The 14,403-nt window shown below is 73.9% G+C and carries 12 protein-coding genes; 6 read left to right on the top strand and 6 right to left on the bottom strand.

All coding sequences use genetic code 11. The annotated features are described in order from the left end of the window. From VFJ94_RS14500 to VFJ94_RS14490, 3 genes are all read right to left on the bottom strand, one after another. The coding region (locus VFJ94_RS14500; RefSeq protein WP_325004931.1) for a hypothetical protein at positions 1–581 on the bottom strand (581 nt) is incomplete at its 3' end. Between the two features lie 42 nt (positions 582–623). Then, on the bottom strand, positions 624–1,262 hold the full coding sequence (locus VFJ94_RS14495) for a CoA transferase subunit B (protein WP_325004930.1): 639 nt from the start codon (positions 1,260–1,262) through the stop codon (positions 624–626). Positions 1,263–1,266: 4 nt separating this feature from the next. Continuing rightward, entirely contained in the window at positions 1,267–2,064 is a 798-nt protein-coding gene (locus VFJ94_RS14490; protein WP_325004929.1) for a CoA transferase subunit A, read from the bottom strand. A gap of 348 nt (positions 2,065–2,412) precedes the next feature. Between VFJ94_RS14490 and VFJ94_RS14485 the strand changes: the two genes are divergently transcribed. Next, positions 2,413–4,380 carry a peptidoglycan-binding protein gene (locus tag VFJ94_RS14485; RefSeq protein WP_325004928.1) on the top strand — a complete coding sequence of 656 codons (1,968 nt, stop codon included), beginning with the start codon at positions 2,413–2,415 and terminating at the stop codon, positions 4,378–4,380. Here the strand turns inward: VFJ94_RS14485 and VFJ94_RS14480 are convergent. Continuing rightward, complete coding sequence (locus VFJ94_RS14480; protein ID WP_325004932.1) at positions 4,377–5,084, bottom strand: TIGR03089 family protein; 708 nt, start codon at positions 5,082–5,084, stop codon at positions 4,377–4,379. The genes VFJ94_RS14485 and VFJ94_RS14480 overlap by 4 nt on opposite strands. A gap of 109 nt (positions 5,085–5,193) precedes the next feature. Between VFJ94_RS14480 and VFJ94_RS14475 the strand changes: the two genes are divergently transcribed. Together VFJ94_RS14475 and VFJ94_RS14470 are read left to right on the top strand one after the other, a co-directional pair. After that, positions 5,194–7,197 (top strand): glycosyltransferase family 4 protein, encoded by a 2,004-nt coding sequence (locus VFJ94_RS14475; protein ID WP_325004927.1) that lies wholly within the window; start codon positions 5,194–5,196, stop codon positions 7,195–7,197. 1 nt (position 7,198) lies between these two features. Then, positions 7,199–8,179: a lysylphosphatidylglycerol synthase domain-containing protein gene (locus VFJ94_RS14470; protein WP_325004926.1), complete on the top strand. Its 981-nt coding sequence runs from the start codon at positions 7,199–7,201 to the stop codon at positions 8,177–8,179. Positions 8,180–8,235: 56 nt separating this feature from the next. On the opposite strand, the gene VFJ94_RS14465 is transcribed toward VFJ94_RS14470, so the two are convergent. Next, a complete protein-coding gene (locus VFJ94_RS14465; protein ID WP_325004925.1) occupies positions 8,236–8,976 on the bottom strand; it encodes a DUF3105 domain-containing protein in 741 nt (246 codons plus the stop codon). Positions 8,977–9,092: 116 nt separating this feature from the next. Between VFJ94_RS14465 and VFJ94_RS14460 the strand changes: the two genes are divergently transcribed. The 3 genes from VFJ94_RS14460 to VFJ94_RS14450 all read left to right on the top strand — a co-directional run bounded on the left by VFJ94_RS14460 (position 9,093) and on the right by VFJ94_RS14450 (position 12,642). Next, positions 9,093–10,019 carry a DNA-3-methyladenine glycosylase 2 family protein gene (locus tag VFJ94_RS14460; protein WP_325004924.1) on the top strand — a complete coding sequence of 309 codons (927 nt, stop codon included), beginning with the start codon at positions 9,093–9,095 and terminating at the stop codon, positions 10,017–10,019. A 547-nt stretch (positions 10,020–10,566) separates the two neighbouring features. Continuing rightward, complete coding sequence (locus tag VFJ94_RS14455) at positions 10,567–11,151, top strand: hemerythrin domain-containing protein (protein ID WP_325004923.1); 585 nt, start codon at positions 10,567–10,569, stop codon at positions 11,149–11,151. Between the two features lie 357 nt (positions 11,152–11,508). Further along, positions 11,509–12,642 (top strand): S1C family serine protease, encoded by a 1,134-nt coding sequence (locus VFJ94_RS14450; protein ID WP_325004922.1) that lies wholly within the window; start codon positions 11,509–11,511, stop codon positions 12,640–12,642. 135 nt (positions 12,643–12,777) lie between these two features. Here the strand turns inward: VFJ94_RS14450 and VFJ94_RS14445 are convergent. Beyond that, on the bottom strand, positions 12,778–14,403 hold a 1,626-nt coding region (locus VFJ94_RS14445; protein ID WP_325004921.1), incomplete at its 5' end, for an FtsK/SpoIIIE domain-containing protein.

The following is a 14,403-nucleotide window of genomic DNA, read 5'->3' as shown; positions in this document are numbered from 1 at the left end:
ACGTCTCCGTTGCTGATGACCGAGTGGCGCACGCGGGTACCCGTGATCGCGATGTCCAAGGTGAGGGGAAACGGGTCGAACGGCAGGTTGGCCGGAAACCATGCCTCGAGATAGCGGCCCGCGAACAGGTCCGACAGACCGAAGCTCCACCGCAGCCGCGGCCCGGCCTCCCACCGGAGCACCGGGGGATACGTGCCGCCCAGCTCAGCCTGCGGCGTGCCGAGTCGATACCGCAGCCGCAGGCGGTGAGCGGATCGGGAGGCTTGCCAGCAGCGCAGCATCCGGACGGTGCAGGCCGGTCCGGCGCCGACGTCCACGGCCGCGACCTTTGCCGGGTCGATCTCCCGGCCGTCCAGCCAACAGCGGTCCACGGCCTGTCGCAGGTCGAAGAACGGGTGCCCGGCATAGGGGCCCACGACGTAGTCCATGGTGGCGTCGGCTGCCGCCGCTGCCGTGGCCGCGTCGAGACGGACCATCCCCCGGACGGCCAGGATGTGGAGCGGCACCGCGAGCAACCCCTCCGCCAGGGTGGGCGGCGGCGCATGGCCGAAGTCGGCGCCCGGCGGTCCGTCGGTGGTCACGGATCAGGCATAGCACCTCCGGGACCCGGTCCGTGGGCGGACTCAGGCGAGGTCGACGGTGAGGTCCGGCTCCGTCTTGGTGCGGACCTCGTCCTCCGTCACCCCGGGGGCCAGCTCGCGCAGCACTGGGCCGGTGGGTGTGACGTCGAGGACGCAGAGGTCGGTGATGATCCGCTGCACCACGCCCCGCCCGGTGTAGGGCAGCGAGCACTCGCGCACGATCTTGAAGGCGCCGTCGCGGGCGGTGTGCTCCATGAGCACGATGACCTTCTTGGCGCCGTGGACGAGGTCCATGGCTCCGCCCATGCCCTTGACCATCTTGCCGGGGATCATCCAGTTGGCGATGTCGCCCGCCTGCGAGACCTGCATGGCGCCGAGGATGGCCGCGTCGACCTTGCCGCCCCGGATCATCCCGAAGGAGGTCGCCGAGTCGAAGAAGGAGGCGCCGCGCCGGACGGTCACCGTCTCCTTGCCGGCATTGATGAGGTCGGGGTCCTCCTCCCCGTCGAACGGGTAGGGGCCCACCCCGAGGATGCCGTTCTCGGACTGCAGGACGATCTCGACGTCGTCGGGCACGTAGTTGGGCACCAGCGTCGGCAGTCCGATGCCGAGGTTGACGTACGCGCCGTCGGACAGCTCGAGGGCCGCGCGGGCGGCCATCTCCTCACGGGTGCGGGCCACGGGCTCAGACCTCCTGCGTGGGGGTGGACGGGGTGCGCGGTCGCACCGTGCGGCGTTCGATGCGCTTCTCGGCGGCCTGCTCGGGGGTGAGGGGCAGGACGCGCTGGACGAAGATGCCGGGCAGGTGGACGGAGTCGGGGTCGAGCTCGCCCGGCTCGACGAGCTCCTCGACCTCCGCGACGGTGGTGCGGCCGGCCATCGCGCAGAGGGGGTTGAAGTTGCGCGCCGACTCGTGGAAGACGAGGTTGCCGTGCCGGTCGCCGCGCGCGGCGCGCACGAGGCCGAAGTCGGTCGAGATGGCCTGCTCGAGGACGAAGGTGCGCCGCTCGCCCATCCAGTCGAACTCCTGCACCTGCTTCGGTGGCGACGCCACCGCGACGCGGCCGTCCGTGTCGTAGCGCCAGGGCAGGCCGCCCTCGGCGATCTGGGTGCCGACCCCGGTCATCGTGAAGAAGGCGGCGATGCCCGAGCCGCCGGCACGCAGGCGCTCGGCGAGCGTGCCCTGGGGGGTCAGCTCGACCTCGAGCTCACCACTGAGGTACTGCCGCTCGAACTCCTTGTTCTCCCCGACGTAGGAGCTGACCATGCGCCGGATCCGCTTGTCGTGCAGCAGGATCCCGAGACCCCAGTCGTCGACGCCGCAGTTGTTGGAGACCGCCTCGAGGTCGGTCAGTCCGCTGTCGTGGATGGCCCGGATGAGCACGCTGGGCACGCCGCAGAGCCCGAAGCCACCGACGGCCAGCGACATCCCGTCGCGGATCCCGGCGATGGCGTCGGCGGGCGTGGAGACGACCTTGTCCATGCCGCCGACTCTAGCCGGGGGCCCACGCGGCCATGGGGGTGGGCGGGGCCCACATCCGCGGGCCCGCAGTGGAGTGCCACCACGTATGCCGTCGACCCGGCCTTCCGGCCCTTTCGCCCGCAGGCACGGGAAACGACAGCGATGTGCTTTTCCCCGGGAAGAACTACTGCCATGTAGTTCTTTCCAGGGACTTGTGAACGGTGGGGCCGAAGTGAATTAATGAGGTCGCCTACTCCGACAAAATGGACATATCGCCCCCCACTGGCGGGTCTGCCGACGAGGTCGCAGCAGGCACTCATCCTGCTGCCGCGCTCCTGAAGCGAGCGCCCTGGTGGAAAGCGAGACCCCATGACGTTGCGTCGCCGGATCGGCATGGCCCTTGCCGTGCCCGCCCTCGGCATCCCCTTGACCGGGCAGGCCGCTGCCCTCGCCGCCATCCCGGCTCCGCCGCATCCGTCCCGGCCGCTGCCGGTCGCCCTCGACGTGGCGGTGCCGTACCAGGCGCAGACGATCTGCGACCCGCGGGCGCGGCCGGGCGTGGTGGCCTTCGCCACGCTCCTGACGTCGTACTACCGCGTGGGATCCGTCTCCCTCATCGGTCGCACCTGCTCGGCCGGGACCTCGGAGCACTTCGACGGGCGAGCCTGGGACTGGATGCTGAGCGCGGACAACCCCGCGCAGGAGGCGATCGCGCAGTCGGTGCTGACGTGGCTCACCCGTCCTGACGCCCAGGGTCGGCCGGGCGCCATGGCCCGCCGCTTCGGGCTCATGTACATCATCCACAACCGCAAGATGTGGCGCGCCTATGCCCCCGAGCGGGGGTGGGCGCCCTACTCGGGCTCCTCGCCGCACACCGACCACATCCACTTCAGCTTCACCTACGACGGTGCGGCGGGCCGCACGTCGTGGTGGACCGGCGTCGCGACGACGTCCTACCTCACCACGCTGCCCGCCGCCGCGGGGACGGCGGCACCGCCGCCGGCCCCGGCCCGGCCCGTTCCCGCGGGCTTTCCCGCTGCCGTCCCGCTGTCCTTCGGCATGACGTCAGAGGCCGTGCGGACCCTGCAGGCCAAGCTCGGGTCGCTGCCGACGACGGGCTACTTCGGCCCTCTGACGCAGGCGCGGGTCGTCGCCTACCAGCGCTTCGTCGGCCTGCCGCCGACCGGAGTCGCCGATGTGCGGACCCAGCAGGTCCTCGCCACCCGCGGCTGGGCCGCGCCGCCCCCTCCGGCGCCGTCGGTGCCCCCTCCAGCGCCCGCGGCGCCCGCCACCCTGTCCTACGGCATGCGCTCGGAGGCGGTGCGAGCCCTGCAGGCCAGGCTTGGAGGGCTGCCCACGACGGGCTACTTCGGTGACCTGACCAAGGCCCGCGTGATGGCCTACCAGCGGTTCGTGGGCCTACCGGAGACCGGGGTGGCCGACGCCCGGACCCAGCAGGTGCTCGCCAGCCGTGGCTGGGCCGCGGCCCCGGCGCCGGGCACCAGGCCCGCGCCGGCGCAGCCGCCCGCGGCCTACACCTATCCCGCCGACCCGGGCCGGGGCTTCCTCTACCTCGAGTGCGGCGACTTCGTCGCGTGGAGGCTGGGCCTGACGTGGCGCTCCTTCGGCTTCCCGAGCGGGCGGGGCGGGGCGGTGGACTGGAAGGCGTATGCCGGCAACATCGGCCGGGTCGCGACGTCGACGCCGTCGGTGGGCGACATCGCCTGGTGGGCGCGTGGGCACGTCGCGCTGGTCACGGCGGTGGCGCCGGACGGCTCGGTGACGATCGAGGAGTTCAACGGGCCGCGCTACCACGCCTACTCGGTGCGCTCCGGCATGCGCGCCGACTCCTACCTGCACAAGGGGCCGGCTCCCGCCGCGCCCGCCGCCCCGGGGGCGGACCTGCGCACGCCGTTCACGGCATACAAGGGCACGACCCTCACGCTCGGCTCCCGCGGCGGGGCCGTCGCCGTCCTGCAGCGCGCCCTGCGCGTGCACGTGACCGCGGTCTTCAACGCCGAGACGCGGACGGCGGTGCGCGTCTTCGAGCAGCGCGCGGGCCTGCCGCGGACCGGCACAGTGACCAGGCCGGTGTGGGATGCCCTCGAGCGACGCGACTTCCCCTTCCTGCGCTACCGGGCCACCGTGCTGCGCGTCGGGGCGACGGGGGAGGCGGTCAGGGGGGTCCAGCGGGTCCTCGGGGTCACGCCGACGACGGGCTACTTCGGCCCGCGGACGGAGCTCGCCGTGCGCACCGCGCAGGTGCGGGCCGGCCTGCCCGGCACGGGCGTCGTCGACGCGCGCACGTGGATGCTGCTCGACCGGCTGGCGCGCTAGCGCAGGTCGACCGTCACCCCTTCGGCCTCGAGCCGGCCGGCGTGAGCGGCCCGTGGCCCGCGCAGCATCACGACGGAGCCGTCCGCCGCCCAGGCCGACAGGGACTGCACGAGTGCGGTAGCCGGCGGAGCCTGCACGGCCACCCGTGGCGCCGGCCCCCACTCGGGTCGGGCGACGACGAGCGCGTCGTAGGCCGTGTCGACCCCGTCCCCCGACAGCGCGACGTCGCCCGGCTCCGGCTCGCTCAGGGGCGTGAACCGGTCCCCGTGCGACGGCAGCTCCCGCGCCTCGTCGACGGCGCCGCCGGCCTCCGCGGCCCCCGGGTGGCGGCGGGCGAGCGCAGGCAGCGTCACGAGGACCGCGTCGCCGTGGTGGCCGGCGGCCCGCTGCGGCGAGTCCGTGACGAGGAGGTCGGCCACCAGCGCGTCGGTCCCGACGACGACGGTCGCGCCGACGCTCCACGTGGCGAGCGCCCAGTATGCCGTGCGCCAGTGCGTCGGCAGGTCGAGGCCGACCGTCGTGCCGGGGCCGGCCGCGGCGTCGTCCTGCAGGAGGTTGCCCGCCTTGGCGACCCAGTTGGCGAGCACGCGAGCGGACAGCTCGATGCGCTCGCCGGCCGTCGGTCCCGGCTCGTCGTCGTACCACGTGAGCCGCGGGCGTCCCGGGTCGGAGGCGAGCAGGCGGCGCAGGACGTCGGCAGGCATGAGCACGGCGCCAGCCTAGGGTCCCGGCAGGGGTGCCCGATGCGGGGCGCCCGGCCTGAAGTGCCCGGTACGGCCCGCTCGATGGGCGGCCCGATACAGTCGGAGGACCATGACGGACCCCCACGGCCTCGGAGCGATCCGCGAGGGCTCGGCAGAGCCGGTGTCGGCGGCGCTGCGGATCGCGGTGGTCGGCCCCACGCATCCGCCCAAGGGACGGGCGCCCGCGCACACCACGATGCTGGCGCATCACCTCGCGGACGCCGGCCACGACGTCCTCCTCGTCGCCTGGGCCTCGTCCCACCCTGCCGGGCTGGCGGGGCCGGTGGCCGCGCCCGAGACGGGTCCCGCGGTCCCGCCCTTCCCGCGGACGATCCGGGCGCTCCGGCCGAGCCGGCCGGACACGTGGCTGCGCGTCGGCAGGAGGCTGCGCGCGGTCGACGCGATCCTTGTCGTGGACGTGCCGCCCGTCCTGGTGCCCGGCCACGTCGTGCTGCTGAGGGCGGCCGGCTCCGTGCCTGGGAGAGGGAGCCGCCGGCGTGCCGCCACCGGGCAACCGGGGAGGCGGCCGCAGTCGGTGGCGATCTGCCTCCACGGCCTGCCGCCCGAGCCTCCGGGGGGCGGCGCGCGGCTGCTGTCCTGGCTCTTGTCCAGCGTCGACGCGACCCTCGTGCACAGCGAGCACGATGCCCGGGTGGCTGGCCGCCTCGGCGCCGCCCGGGTGGCCGTCGCCGAGCTGCCGCCGCCAGTCCGGGCGGGCGAGCCGGCCGGGACCGGGCGGCGGAGCGGGGCCACGCGGCTCCTCATGCTCGGGCTGACCGTGGAGCACGAGGGCTTGGACCCGCTGTTGCACGCCATGCGCTCGGTCCCGGACGTGACGCTCACCGCGGCCGGGCCGATGTCGGGGGCCCGTCGGGCGGCGGTCGAGGAGCTCACCGGGGACCCGTCCCTGGCCGGCCGGGTGCGGCTGCACGACCGTGATGTGCCGGCGGACGAGCTTGCCGCCCTGCTCGCCGACCACGACGTCCTCGTCCTGCCGTCCCGGGCGGCGTCGGCGACGCAGGACGTCGCGCTCGCCCACATCCACGGCCTGCCCGTCCTCGCCCCGGCCGTGACCCCGTTCGACGAGCAGGTGCAGGACGGCCGGACGGGGCTCCTCGTGCTGACGTGGGACGAGGAGGCCCTCGTGGCGGCGTTGCGGCGCCTCGGTGACGCCGACGTGTGGCAGCGGCTGGCCGACGGGGTGCAGACGCCCGACCTCTCGGGGACGTGGGCCACCTACCTGGGGACGGTCGAGGCGCTCTCGGTCGACGAGGCGGCCGTCGTGCCGGAGCCCGACGAGCCCGAGGCGGCCGAGGGTCCCGGACGGTCACGGGCAGCGGACAGCGGCCACGGGCGGCCCTGGGCAGCCGGCCTCGTCCGTGACGCCCGCGCCGGGCTCGGCGCGCTGCGGGCGCGTCGGCGGACCGTCGTCGCGCTGGGCGGTGACGACCTGCCCGACTGGGTGCGTCCCACCGACGCGCTCGTGGAGCCGGCTGAGGCCGACGACGCCCGGCACGTCGCTCGCCTGGTCGGCCTCCCGCGGACGCGGGACGCCATGGCGGCCTGGGCGGCGCTCGGCGCCCTCGCGGCGATCCTGCGGGTTCGGGACGACGGCCGGCGCAGCGCCGTCGTCGTCGACGCGGCCGGCGGCCGCTCCCTCTTCTCCCGGTGGGCCCGTGCCGTGGGCTTCGCGCCGGTCGAGATCGACTTCACGGGCACGTCCCCCAGCCTGGGGGCGCTCGACATCGACCCGGGCTCGCTCGACGTCGTCGTGCGCATCCACCCGCAGGACTGCGACGCCGACGACGTCGACGAGCTCCTCGAGCAGGCGTCCTGGGCGCTGCGTCCAGGCGGCCTGCTCGTCATCACCGTGCCCGTCGGGCCGTTCGGGGCACCGGGTGCCATGGGGCCGGCCGACGTGCGCGGCGTCCTCGCCCGGGCGCACGATCTCGGCTTCGTCCTCGTCGGGGACCTCGACGGCGACGTGACGGCCCGGGTCCGCGCCGCCGCGGGCCGCGCCCGGGCCGGCGACGCGGCATACGGCCTCGTCCGGCTCACACTGCGGCGGCGCTGACGTGACCCGGGGCCGCATCCTCACGGCGCTGCGGGTGGGCGTCGCCGTCGTCACGCTTGCCGCCGTGGTCTATGCCGTCGCCCGCAACTGGAGGGACGTGGGCCCGCACCTCGACCGGATCTCCGGCGGGGTGGTCGCCCTCTCGACGCTGGCGGCCGCGCTCGGGACCTGGCTGACGATGCTCGGCTGGAAGGTCATCCTCGGCGACCTCGGCTCACCGCTGCACCCGGCACCTGCGTCGGGCGTCTACTTCGTCGGCCAGCTCGGCAAGTACCTCCCAGGCTCGCTGTGGTCCGTGCTCGTCCAGGCCGACATCGCCAGCCACCTGCGCGTCCCCCGCCGCCGGACGGCGGTCGCCGGCCTGCTCGCGCTCGGGCTCGCCCTCCTCACCGGCGTGCTGGTCGGCCTGCCCGCCGCCTCGTACCTGCTGCGGTCCCCGACCGGCGGCTTCCCGTGGCAGGTGCTGCTCGCGATCCCGCTCGTCGCCGTCCTGCTCGTCCCCGCGCTGCTCAACCGGCTCGTCGCCGTGGGGCTCCGGCTGCTGCGCCGTTCGCCGCTCGACCACGACCTGTCGGGGCGGGCAGTGCTGCTCTCGGTCGGTCTCTTCGTCGCGGCCTGGCTCGGCTTCGGGGCGCACACCCTCCTGCTGGCGCGCGCGGTGGCGGGTTCCGGCTCGCCGCACCCCGACCTCACCGTCGCGGCGGTGACGGGCTACCCGCTGTCGGTTGCGCTGGGGATGCTGACGATCGTCCTGCCGGCCGGGCTCGGCGCCCGTGAGGGGCTGCTCACACTCATCCTGTCCACGGCGATCCCGACCCCGGCCGCCGCCGCGGTCGCGATCGTCTCGCGGTTCGTGGTGACGGTGGTCGACGTCGGCGCAGCCCTCGCCGGGTGGGTCTACGCTCGGCGGCACCACCTCACGGGTGCCGGTCCGTCCTCGGCGGGGGCGACGGGCAGCGGCGACGGTCGCGGCCGGACCTGACGCGGCCGGACCTGAAGCAGCCGGACCTGAAGCAGCCGGACCTGAAGCAGCGCCGGTCAGGCGGCCCCAGCCTCGGGCGCGGCCGACCACGGGTTGGCCTTGACGAAGCTCTCGACCACCTCGGTGCTGAGGCCACCGCAGAGCTGGCGCTTGCCGGCCTGCTCGGTGACCTTGCCGCTCGAGTCCGCCTTGGCGAACCAGTGGCTGAGGGCGTACTTCTTTCCAGCCGGGAAGGCGCCGCGGCTCGTGTCCCACGGCGTGATGAGGAACTTGTTGCCTGCCTCAGGCATGGCGTTGATCTTCTTGGCGAGGGCGTCGAAGGCCCCTGCCTGCTCCTTCTCGACCGACGGGTCGTACCAGAGGATGGTGTAGCCGTGCTCGAGGTTGTGCACCAGCGACTCGACGGCGGGGGCGTCGGCCACGGTGTAGACGCGGCGCTCGCCGAGCACCGGGCTCGCCAGGTGAGGCCCGCTCGACGGCGGCACGGTCGTGTACTCGGCCTTGGTCTGCTCCGGCTTGTTGGTGCCCGGCCCGAAGTGGTCGGAGGAGCCGACTGCGGGGTCGGTGATGACGGGGTCGCATGCGGCGCTCGCCGCGCCGTTCGAGAGCTTGTCGAGCGCTGCCTGCTCCTTGTTCCGCTCGCCCATGATGGCCCAGGCCACGCCGCCGGCGATGGCGAGGATGACGACGGCGCAGGCGGCGATGACGGCGAGCAGCCGGCGCCGCTCGGCCGCCTTCTGCTGCGCCTGCATCGCGGCCACGCGGGCGCGTCGGTCTCGGGTGCTCTCGCGGACCATGATCCTCTTCCGTCTCGGTTTCCGTCTCGACGGTGCGTCGGGCCCCGCCGTCGGCTCGGACCGTGCACCGTCACCGGTCGTTCGGCGACGCCCCGAGTCTAGGCGAGACTGGGGACATGCCCGCCCGCACCCGCCTGTGGCGCACCGATCGGCCGGTGTCGCTCGGGGCCCAGCTCGGGGTCTTCCGCCGGGGGCCGGGCGACCCGACCTCGCTGTGGACCGAGGGTGGCGCCTTCGTGCGCGCGGCCCAGACCCCGGACGGCCCGGGAGCCCTCCACCTCGTATGCCGTGCGCCGGGGCGAGAGGTCGAGGCCACCGCGTGGGGCCCTGGGGCGGACTGGCTGCTCGACGGGGTGCCGGACCTGCTCGGCGCCGCCGACGACCCCACTGGCTTCGTGGCACACCACGACGTCGTCCGCGACGCCTGGCGGCGCTTCCCCGGGTGGCGCGTGCCCCGGTCACGCCTCGTCCTCGACGCCCTCGTCCCGGCCGTCATCGAGCAGAAGGTCACTGGTCAGGAGGCCTTCGCCGGCTACCGGCGGCTCGTGCGGCGCTTCGGGTCGCCGGCCCCCGGTCCCTACGGTCGGGTCGGCCTGTTCGTGCCGCCCCGGCCCGCGGAGTGGGCGGCCATCCCCTCGTGGGCCTTCCTGCAGGCGTCGGTCGACGGCGCGCGCTCGCGCGCCCTCGTCGTCGCCGCCCGGGCGGCGGGACGGCTCGAGGAGGCCGTCGACCTCGGGCCGGGGGAGGCCGTGCGGCGGATGCGGGCCCTGCCCGGCGTAGGGGTGTGGACGAGCGCGGAGGTCGCGCAGCGCGCCCTCGGCGACGCCGACGCCGTGAGCTTCGGCGACTTTCACGTGGCCAAGGACATCGGCTGGGCCCTCGTCGGCGCCGCGGTCGACGACGCCGGGCTGGCGGAGCTGCTCGAGCCGTATGCCGCGCACCGCTACCGGGTGCAGGCGCTCCTCGGCCTCGCGGGGCACCGACGCCCGCGCAGGGGCGCCCGGATGCCGCTGCGAGGCCACCTCCCGGTGCGCGGCCGCTGACCGACCGCCTCGCCCCCCTCGCCCCCTCGTCGAGTGGCCACTTCTGCGCGGGCCTCTGTGGTCGAGTGGCCACTTCTGCGCGGGCCTCTGTGGTCGAGTGGCCACTTTGGTGCGGGCCTCTGTGGTCGAGTGGCCACTTCGGTGCGGGCCCCTCTCGTCGAGTGGCCACTTCGGTGCGGGCCTCTGTGGTCGAGCGGCCACTTTGGTGCGGGCCTCTGTGGTCGAGTGGCCACTTTGGTGCGGGCCGCGGCGTACGGAAGTGGCCACTCGACTACGGCGGGGGCGGCGGGTGCCGGCTCGGAAGTGAAAGAAGGCTCCCATTCGTCGAGTGGCCACTTTGGGGCAGACCGCGGCGTACGGAAGTGGCCACTCGACTGCAGGGGGGCGGCGTACGGAAGTGGCCACTCGACTGCGGCGGGGGCAGCGGGCGCCCACGAGGGAGATGGTGTGCGGCATACCAGGCAGGCGTGGAACGGGTTGCCCATGGGCCTCGGCGGGTAGTGCTCTGCGGAAGGGCCAAGTGGCCGTCGACCACGGAGGAGGACTGATGAGCAAGGGCGGACACGAGCCGGTCAAGGCCTCGCACCTGCCTGAGGGCGACGCGATCCGCATCCTGCTTGAACAGCACGCGCGCGTCCGGGCGCTCTTCGCCGACGTCAGGGAGGCGACGGGGGCGCACCGGCAGGAGACGTTCGACGAGCTGCGGGCCTTGCTCGCCGTGCACGAGACGGCCGAGGAGATGGTGCTGCGGCCGACGTCGGCCAAGGTTGCCGGACGCGAGGTCGTCGATGCCCGCAACGCGGAGGAGGCGGAGGCGACCCGGATGCTCAAGGATCTCGAGCGGCTCGACGTCCGCTCAGTGGAGTTCGACACGCTCCTCGCCGCTCTCGAGCAGGCGGTCCTGCAGCACGCTGACAGCGAGGAGCGCGAGGAGTTCCCCCGGGTCGTCGCCGCGCTCGACGAGGAGGCGCGGACCGATCTGGGCAAGCAGATCCTGGCTGCCGAGGCCATCGCCCCGACGCATCCCCACCCGTCGACCGCTGGCTCGACGGGGGCTCAGTGGGCCCTCGGGCCGTTCGCGTCGATAGTCGACCGGACCCGCGACACGCTCAAGGGCCTGCTCCGCAGCTAGCTTCCCCGCCGCCGGCCCACGGCGAACCTGTCTGGGCTGGCCATCCCGGCTTCCTCTGGTGGCGCACCCCGGCCGCGTCTGTGGTGAAGGCGACCGGAGATCGCGTGGCGCCTCGCCGCAACCGCCCTGTTGCGTGAACGAGGCGATGCCCCGCTCCGCCCCCGAGGTCGAGTCTGTGCGCTGGAAACTGCGGGGAGGCTCTCGGTCACGGGAGAGGACGGCATGCGACGTAGGGATCTGTGGGCGCCCGTCACCGCGATGTTGCTCGGCGCGTGCAGCGCTTCGGGCGGGCAGGCGCCCGATTCCTCGTCGACGACCGCACCGCGGCCGTCCGCGCCCGCGTCGTCCAGTTCGACCTTGCCCGCGCCCCCATCGGCCAGCTCGGCCACATCGGACGCGACGACCAGGCCGCTCACGCCGGTGGTCTCGTCCCCCTCGGCGGGGACCCTCAAGTCGGCTTTCGCGCTCGTCCGCAGCGGCGTGGTCCGCATCCAGTCCGCCGACTGCACCACCTCCGGCCAGGGCTCGGGCTTCCTCCTCGGCCCCGACCTCGTCGTCACGGTCGCCCATGTGGTGCGCGGCGCCCAAGCGGTGCGAGTCATGAACGGCACCATGGCAGCTGCGGGCGAGGTGATCGGCTACGACGATCGATCGGATCTTGCGCTGGTTCGCTCGGCGGTGCGATTCCCCGGGCGGATCCTGGCGTTCGCGGCCTCCGATCCGGAGGTCGGAGACCAGGTCGCGGCCGTGGGCTACACCTTGGGCAGTCCGCTCTCCTTCAAACCCGGCACGGTCAACAGCACCGGCCGCAAGGCGACGATCGGCGGGATCACGCGGCACGGGCTCATCGAGCTGGACTTCGCGTCCAACCACGGCAACAGCGGTGGCCCCGTCATCGACGCCGACGGTAACGTCGTGGGGCTCGTCGACGCGCAGACCGACGTCATGGATCAGCAAGGGGCCAAGTCTGGGGAGCTGCAGGGAGACCGCCTCGCCGTCGCGGCGTCCGTGGCGCGCCCCGCCTTCGAGCGCTGGCGGGTCCGACCCGAGCCACCTTCCCACCAACCCTGCCCTCAGGCGGTGGGGATCGACGGCCGGCCGCTGCCGGTGCGGGACATGCGCGAGGATGTCGCAACGCAGGCGCTTCAGACGCTTGAGGTCTACTTCTCGTCGCTCAACGCCGGCGACAACCCGACGGCCGTGGCCCAGTTGGCCAGGGGCATGTCGCTGGCAGACTTCTCGGACGCCGTCAAGAGCACCAGGGACAGCGACTTCCGAGTAGGCGACGTGTCCCTCATCTCGAGGAAGCCGGTTGTATGGCTGCGGTTCACGAGTCGGCAGGACCCCGGCGACGGGCCCCAGGACCGGCCCGGCGAGATCTGCACGCGGTGGTCGCTCGACTACCACTTCTCGCGGGTCAACGGCCTCTGGCTCATCGATCGCGCTGTCCGTCACGGCACCGACCCGGTGAGTATGCCGTGCCCGAGGTGACCCGCGGCGGGGGCGAGCCGGCCAGCAACAAGCGGTCAGGCCATGAGATGCACTCCTGCAAGCACAGGGCAACAACGACGCAACAGGGTGCGCCGTCGGCGGCCGCTCAGGCTGACGCGTCGTAGCACGCCCGCCTCAGGCGGCGTCGGCGATGTGGATGGGGGTGACCTGACGGGCGAGGATGTGCAGCCCGCGCCCGGGGATGCGGTGAGTCACGGCCTCGGCGGCAAGCCTGAAGAGGTCGCCGTCGGAGGTGGCCGTCGGGCACAGGAGCAACCCGGTGGAGTCACGGGCCACCTCTGCGACGAGGCCCCGGAAGGCGACCGGCTGGCGAGCCACGTCGACTGCGGCGGCGATGACTCCTCCTGCGGTCTCGACGAGCCGGGCCGCCTCCGCGAGGGCGTCGGCCATCGGGGAGCCGTCGAGGGACTCGGCGTCGTCCACGATGATCGCCGTTTGGGGTACCGCGCGGCGGAGCTCGACGAAGTGGTCGACCTCGCCGGGGCCGAGCAGGTGCAGCCGGGTTCCAGCGATTGGCTGATCCCCCGCCGCCACCACGCCGCTGCAGGTGCGTGCGGCGCCCGCGGTCAAGCACGAGGGCCGCACCGTCACCACGATGAGCGGATGGTGCTGTTCGAGGAGGCGCATGGCCAGGGCGTGCAGCGCGGTGGACCTCCCGGTCCGGCGGCCCCCCGCCACGAGTATGCGGCGCTCCCCGCGGCTTGGGTCGAAGCCCAACGAGCTCCCCTCCTCCTCACCGACCCCGATGGCCAGGTGAGGAGGTGGACGGCTGGGCACTTCTCGCAGCGTCACGCGGGTCGGCAGTTCGCGCAGGCGCCAGGGCAGGACCTCCGGAGGCAGCCAGGACCATCGCTCCTCGGCGGACCGCGCTGACTGCATGAGCGGCGTGACCGTCTTTCCTGCCGGTGCACCGGCATACGCGAGCTGGATCTCGAGACCTGTGGTGGCGTGCACCGCTCGGCCGGGAGGCCATGGCGTGGGTGCCGCAGCACGGTCCAGTCCGACGAGCGCCAGATCGAGCGGGTCCGGCAGCGGCAGCACAAGGCGCTGCTGGACGAGGGGCACGAGGCGTCCTCCCGTCAGGGCCCGTCCGCCGGTGACGACGACGCGCAGTCCGCTGGACAGGCCGTCCCGCATGAGGCGGACGAGTCGGTCGGTGGTGGCTCCGTGGTCGAGGCGGTCGAGGGAGTCCTGCACGGCCTCCCACCCGTCGACGAGCACCACGGTGAGCCGTGAGACGTCCTCAGCGGACCTGTCCAGCTGCTGGCACAGCCGGTCGACGGCGCGTCGGGCCCGCGCGGGGTCGGATGCCCCGGTCACGGATCCCACGTGTGGCAGGCCCGCGAGGTCCGACAGGGCCCCAGGAACCCCCTCGAGGATGTGGATGTGCACTTGATGCGGCCCGTACCGCTCGGCGATCCCGAGCGCCAAGGTCGTCAGGGCGCTCGTCCTTCCGCTCCGCGGGCCGCCCGCGATGCCGAGGTGGCCGCTCGCGTCGGGATCCCAGGTGAAGACGTCCTGCTGCTGGAGGGCGGGCAGGTCGGCGAGCCCGACCGGGATACTGGTGGCCGGCACCGTGGCGCGCCCGCTCGTCGACCGGTCGGTGAGCCCGGGCAGCCCCAGTCGGTGCGGCAGCGGAGGCAGCCACGGGGCTGGGCCGGCGTGAACGCCTGCAGCGACGGCCGCCTCCTGGACCGCGCTCACAACGGCCGCGAGCTCGCTGTCGTCGGCGCCGTCATC

Origin of the sequence: Intrasporangium sp. (assembly GCF_035688975.1) — a bacterium.
Taxonomy (GTDB): domain Bacteria; phylum Actinomycetota; class Actinomycetes; order Actinomycetales; family Dermatophilaceae; genus CALMNV01.
The sequence above is the reverse complement of the archived record's forward strand: the minus strand, read 5'-3'. Positions and strand labels throughout refer to the sequence as shown.

Bases quoted from the DNA above. Each gene is read 5' to 3' on its own strand.
- VFJ94_RS14490 (WP_325004929.1), bottom strand. From the start codon at position 2,064: ATGGACAAGGTCGTCTCCACGCCCGCCGACGCCATCGCCGGGATCCGC.
- VFJ94_RS14485 (WP_325004928.1), top strand. From the start codon at position 2,413: ATGACGTTGCGTCGCCGGATCGGCATGGCCCTTGCCGTGCCCGCCCTC.
- VFJ94_RS14480 (WP_325004932.1), bottom strand. From the start codon at position 5,084: ATGCCTGCCGACGTCCTGCGCCGCCTGCTCGCCTCCGACCCGGGACGC.
- VFJ94_RS14475 (WP_325004927.1), top strand. From the start codon at position 5,194: ATGACGGACCCCCACGGCCTCGGAGCGATCCGCGAGGGCTCGGCAGAG.
- VFJ94_RS14465 (WP_325004925.1), bottom strand. From the start codon at position 8,976: ATGGTCCGCGAGAGCACCCGAGACCGACGCGCCCGCGTGGCCGCGATG.
- VFJ94_RS14460 (WP_325004924.1), top strand. From the start codon at position 9,093: ATGCCCGCCCGCACCCGCCTGTGGCGCACCGATCGGCCGGTGTCGCTC.
- VFJ94_RS14455 (WP_325004923.1), top strand. From the start codon at position 10,567: ATGAGCAAGGGCGGACACGAGCCGGTCAAGGCCTCGCACCTGCCTGAG.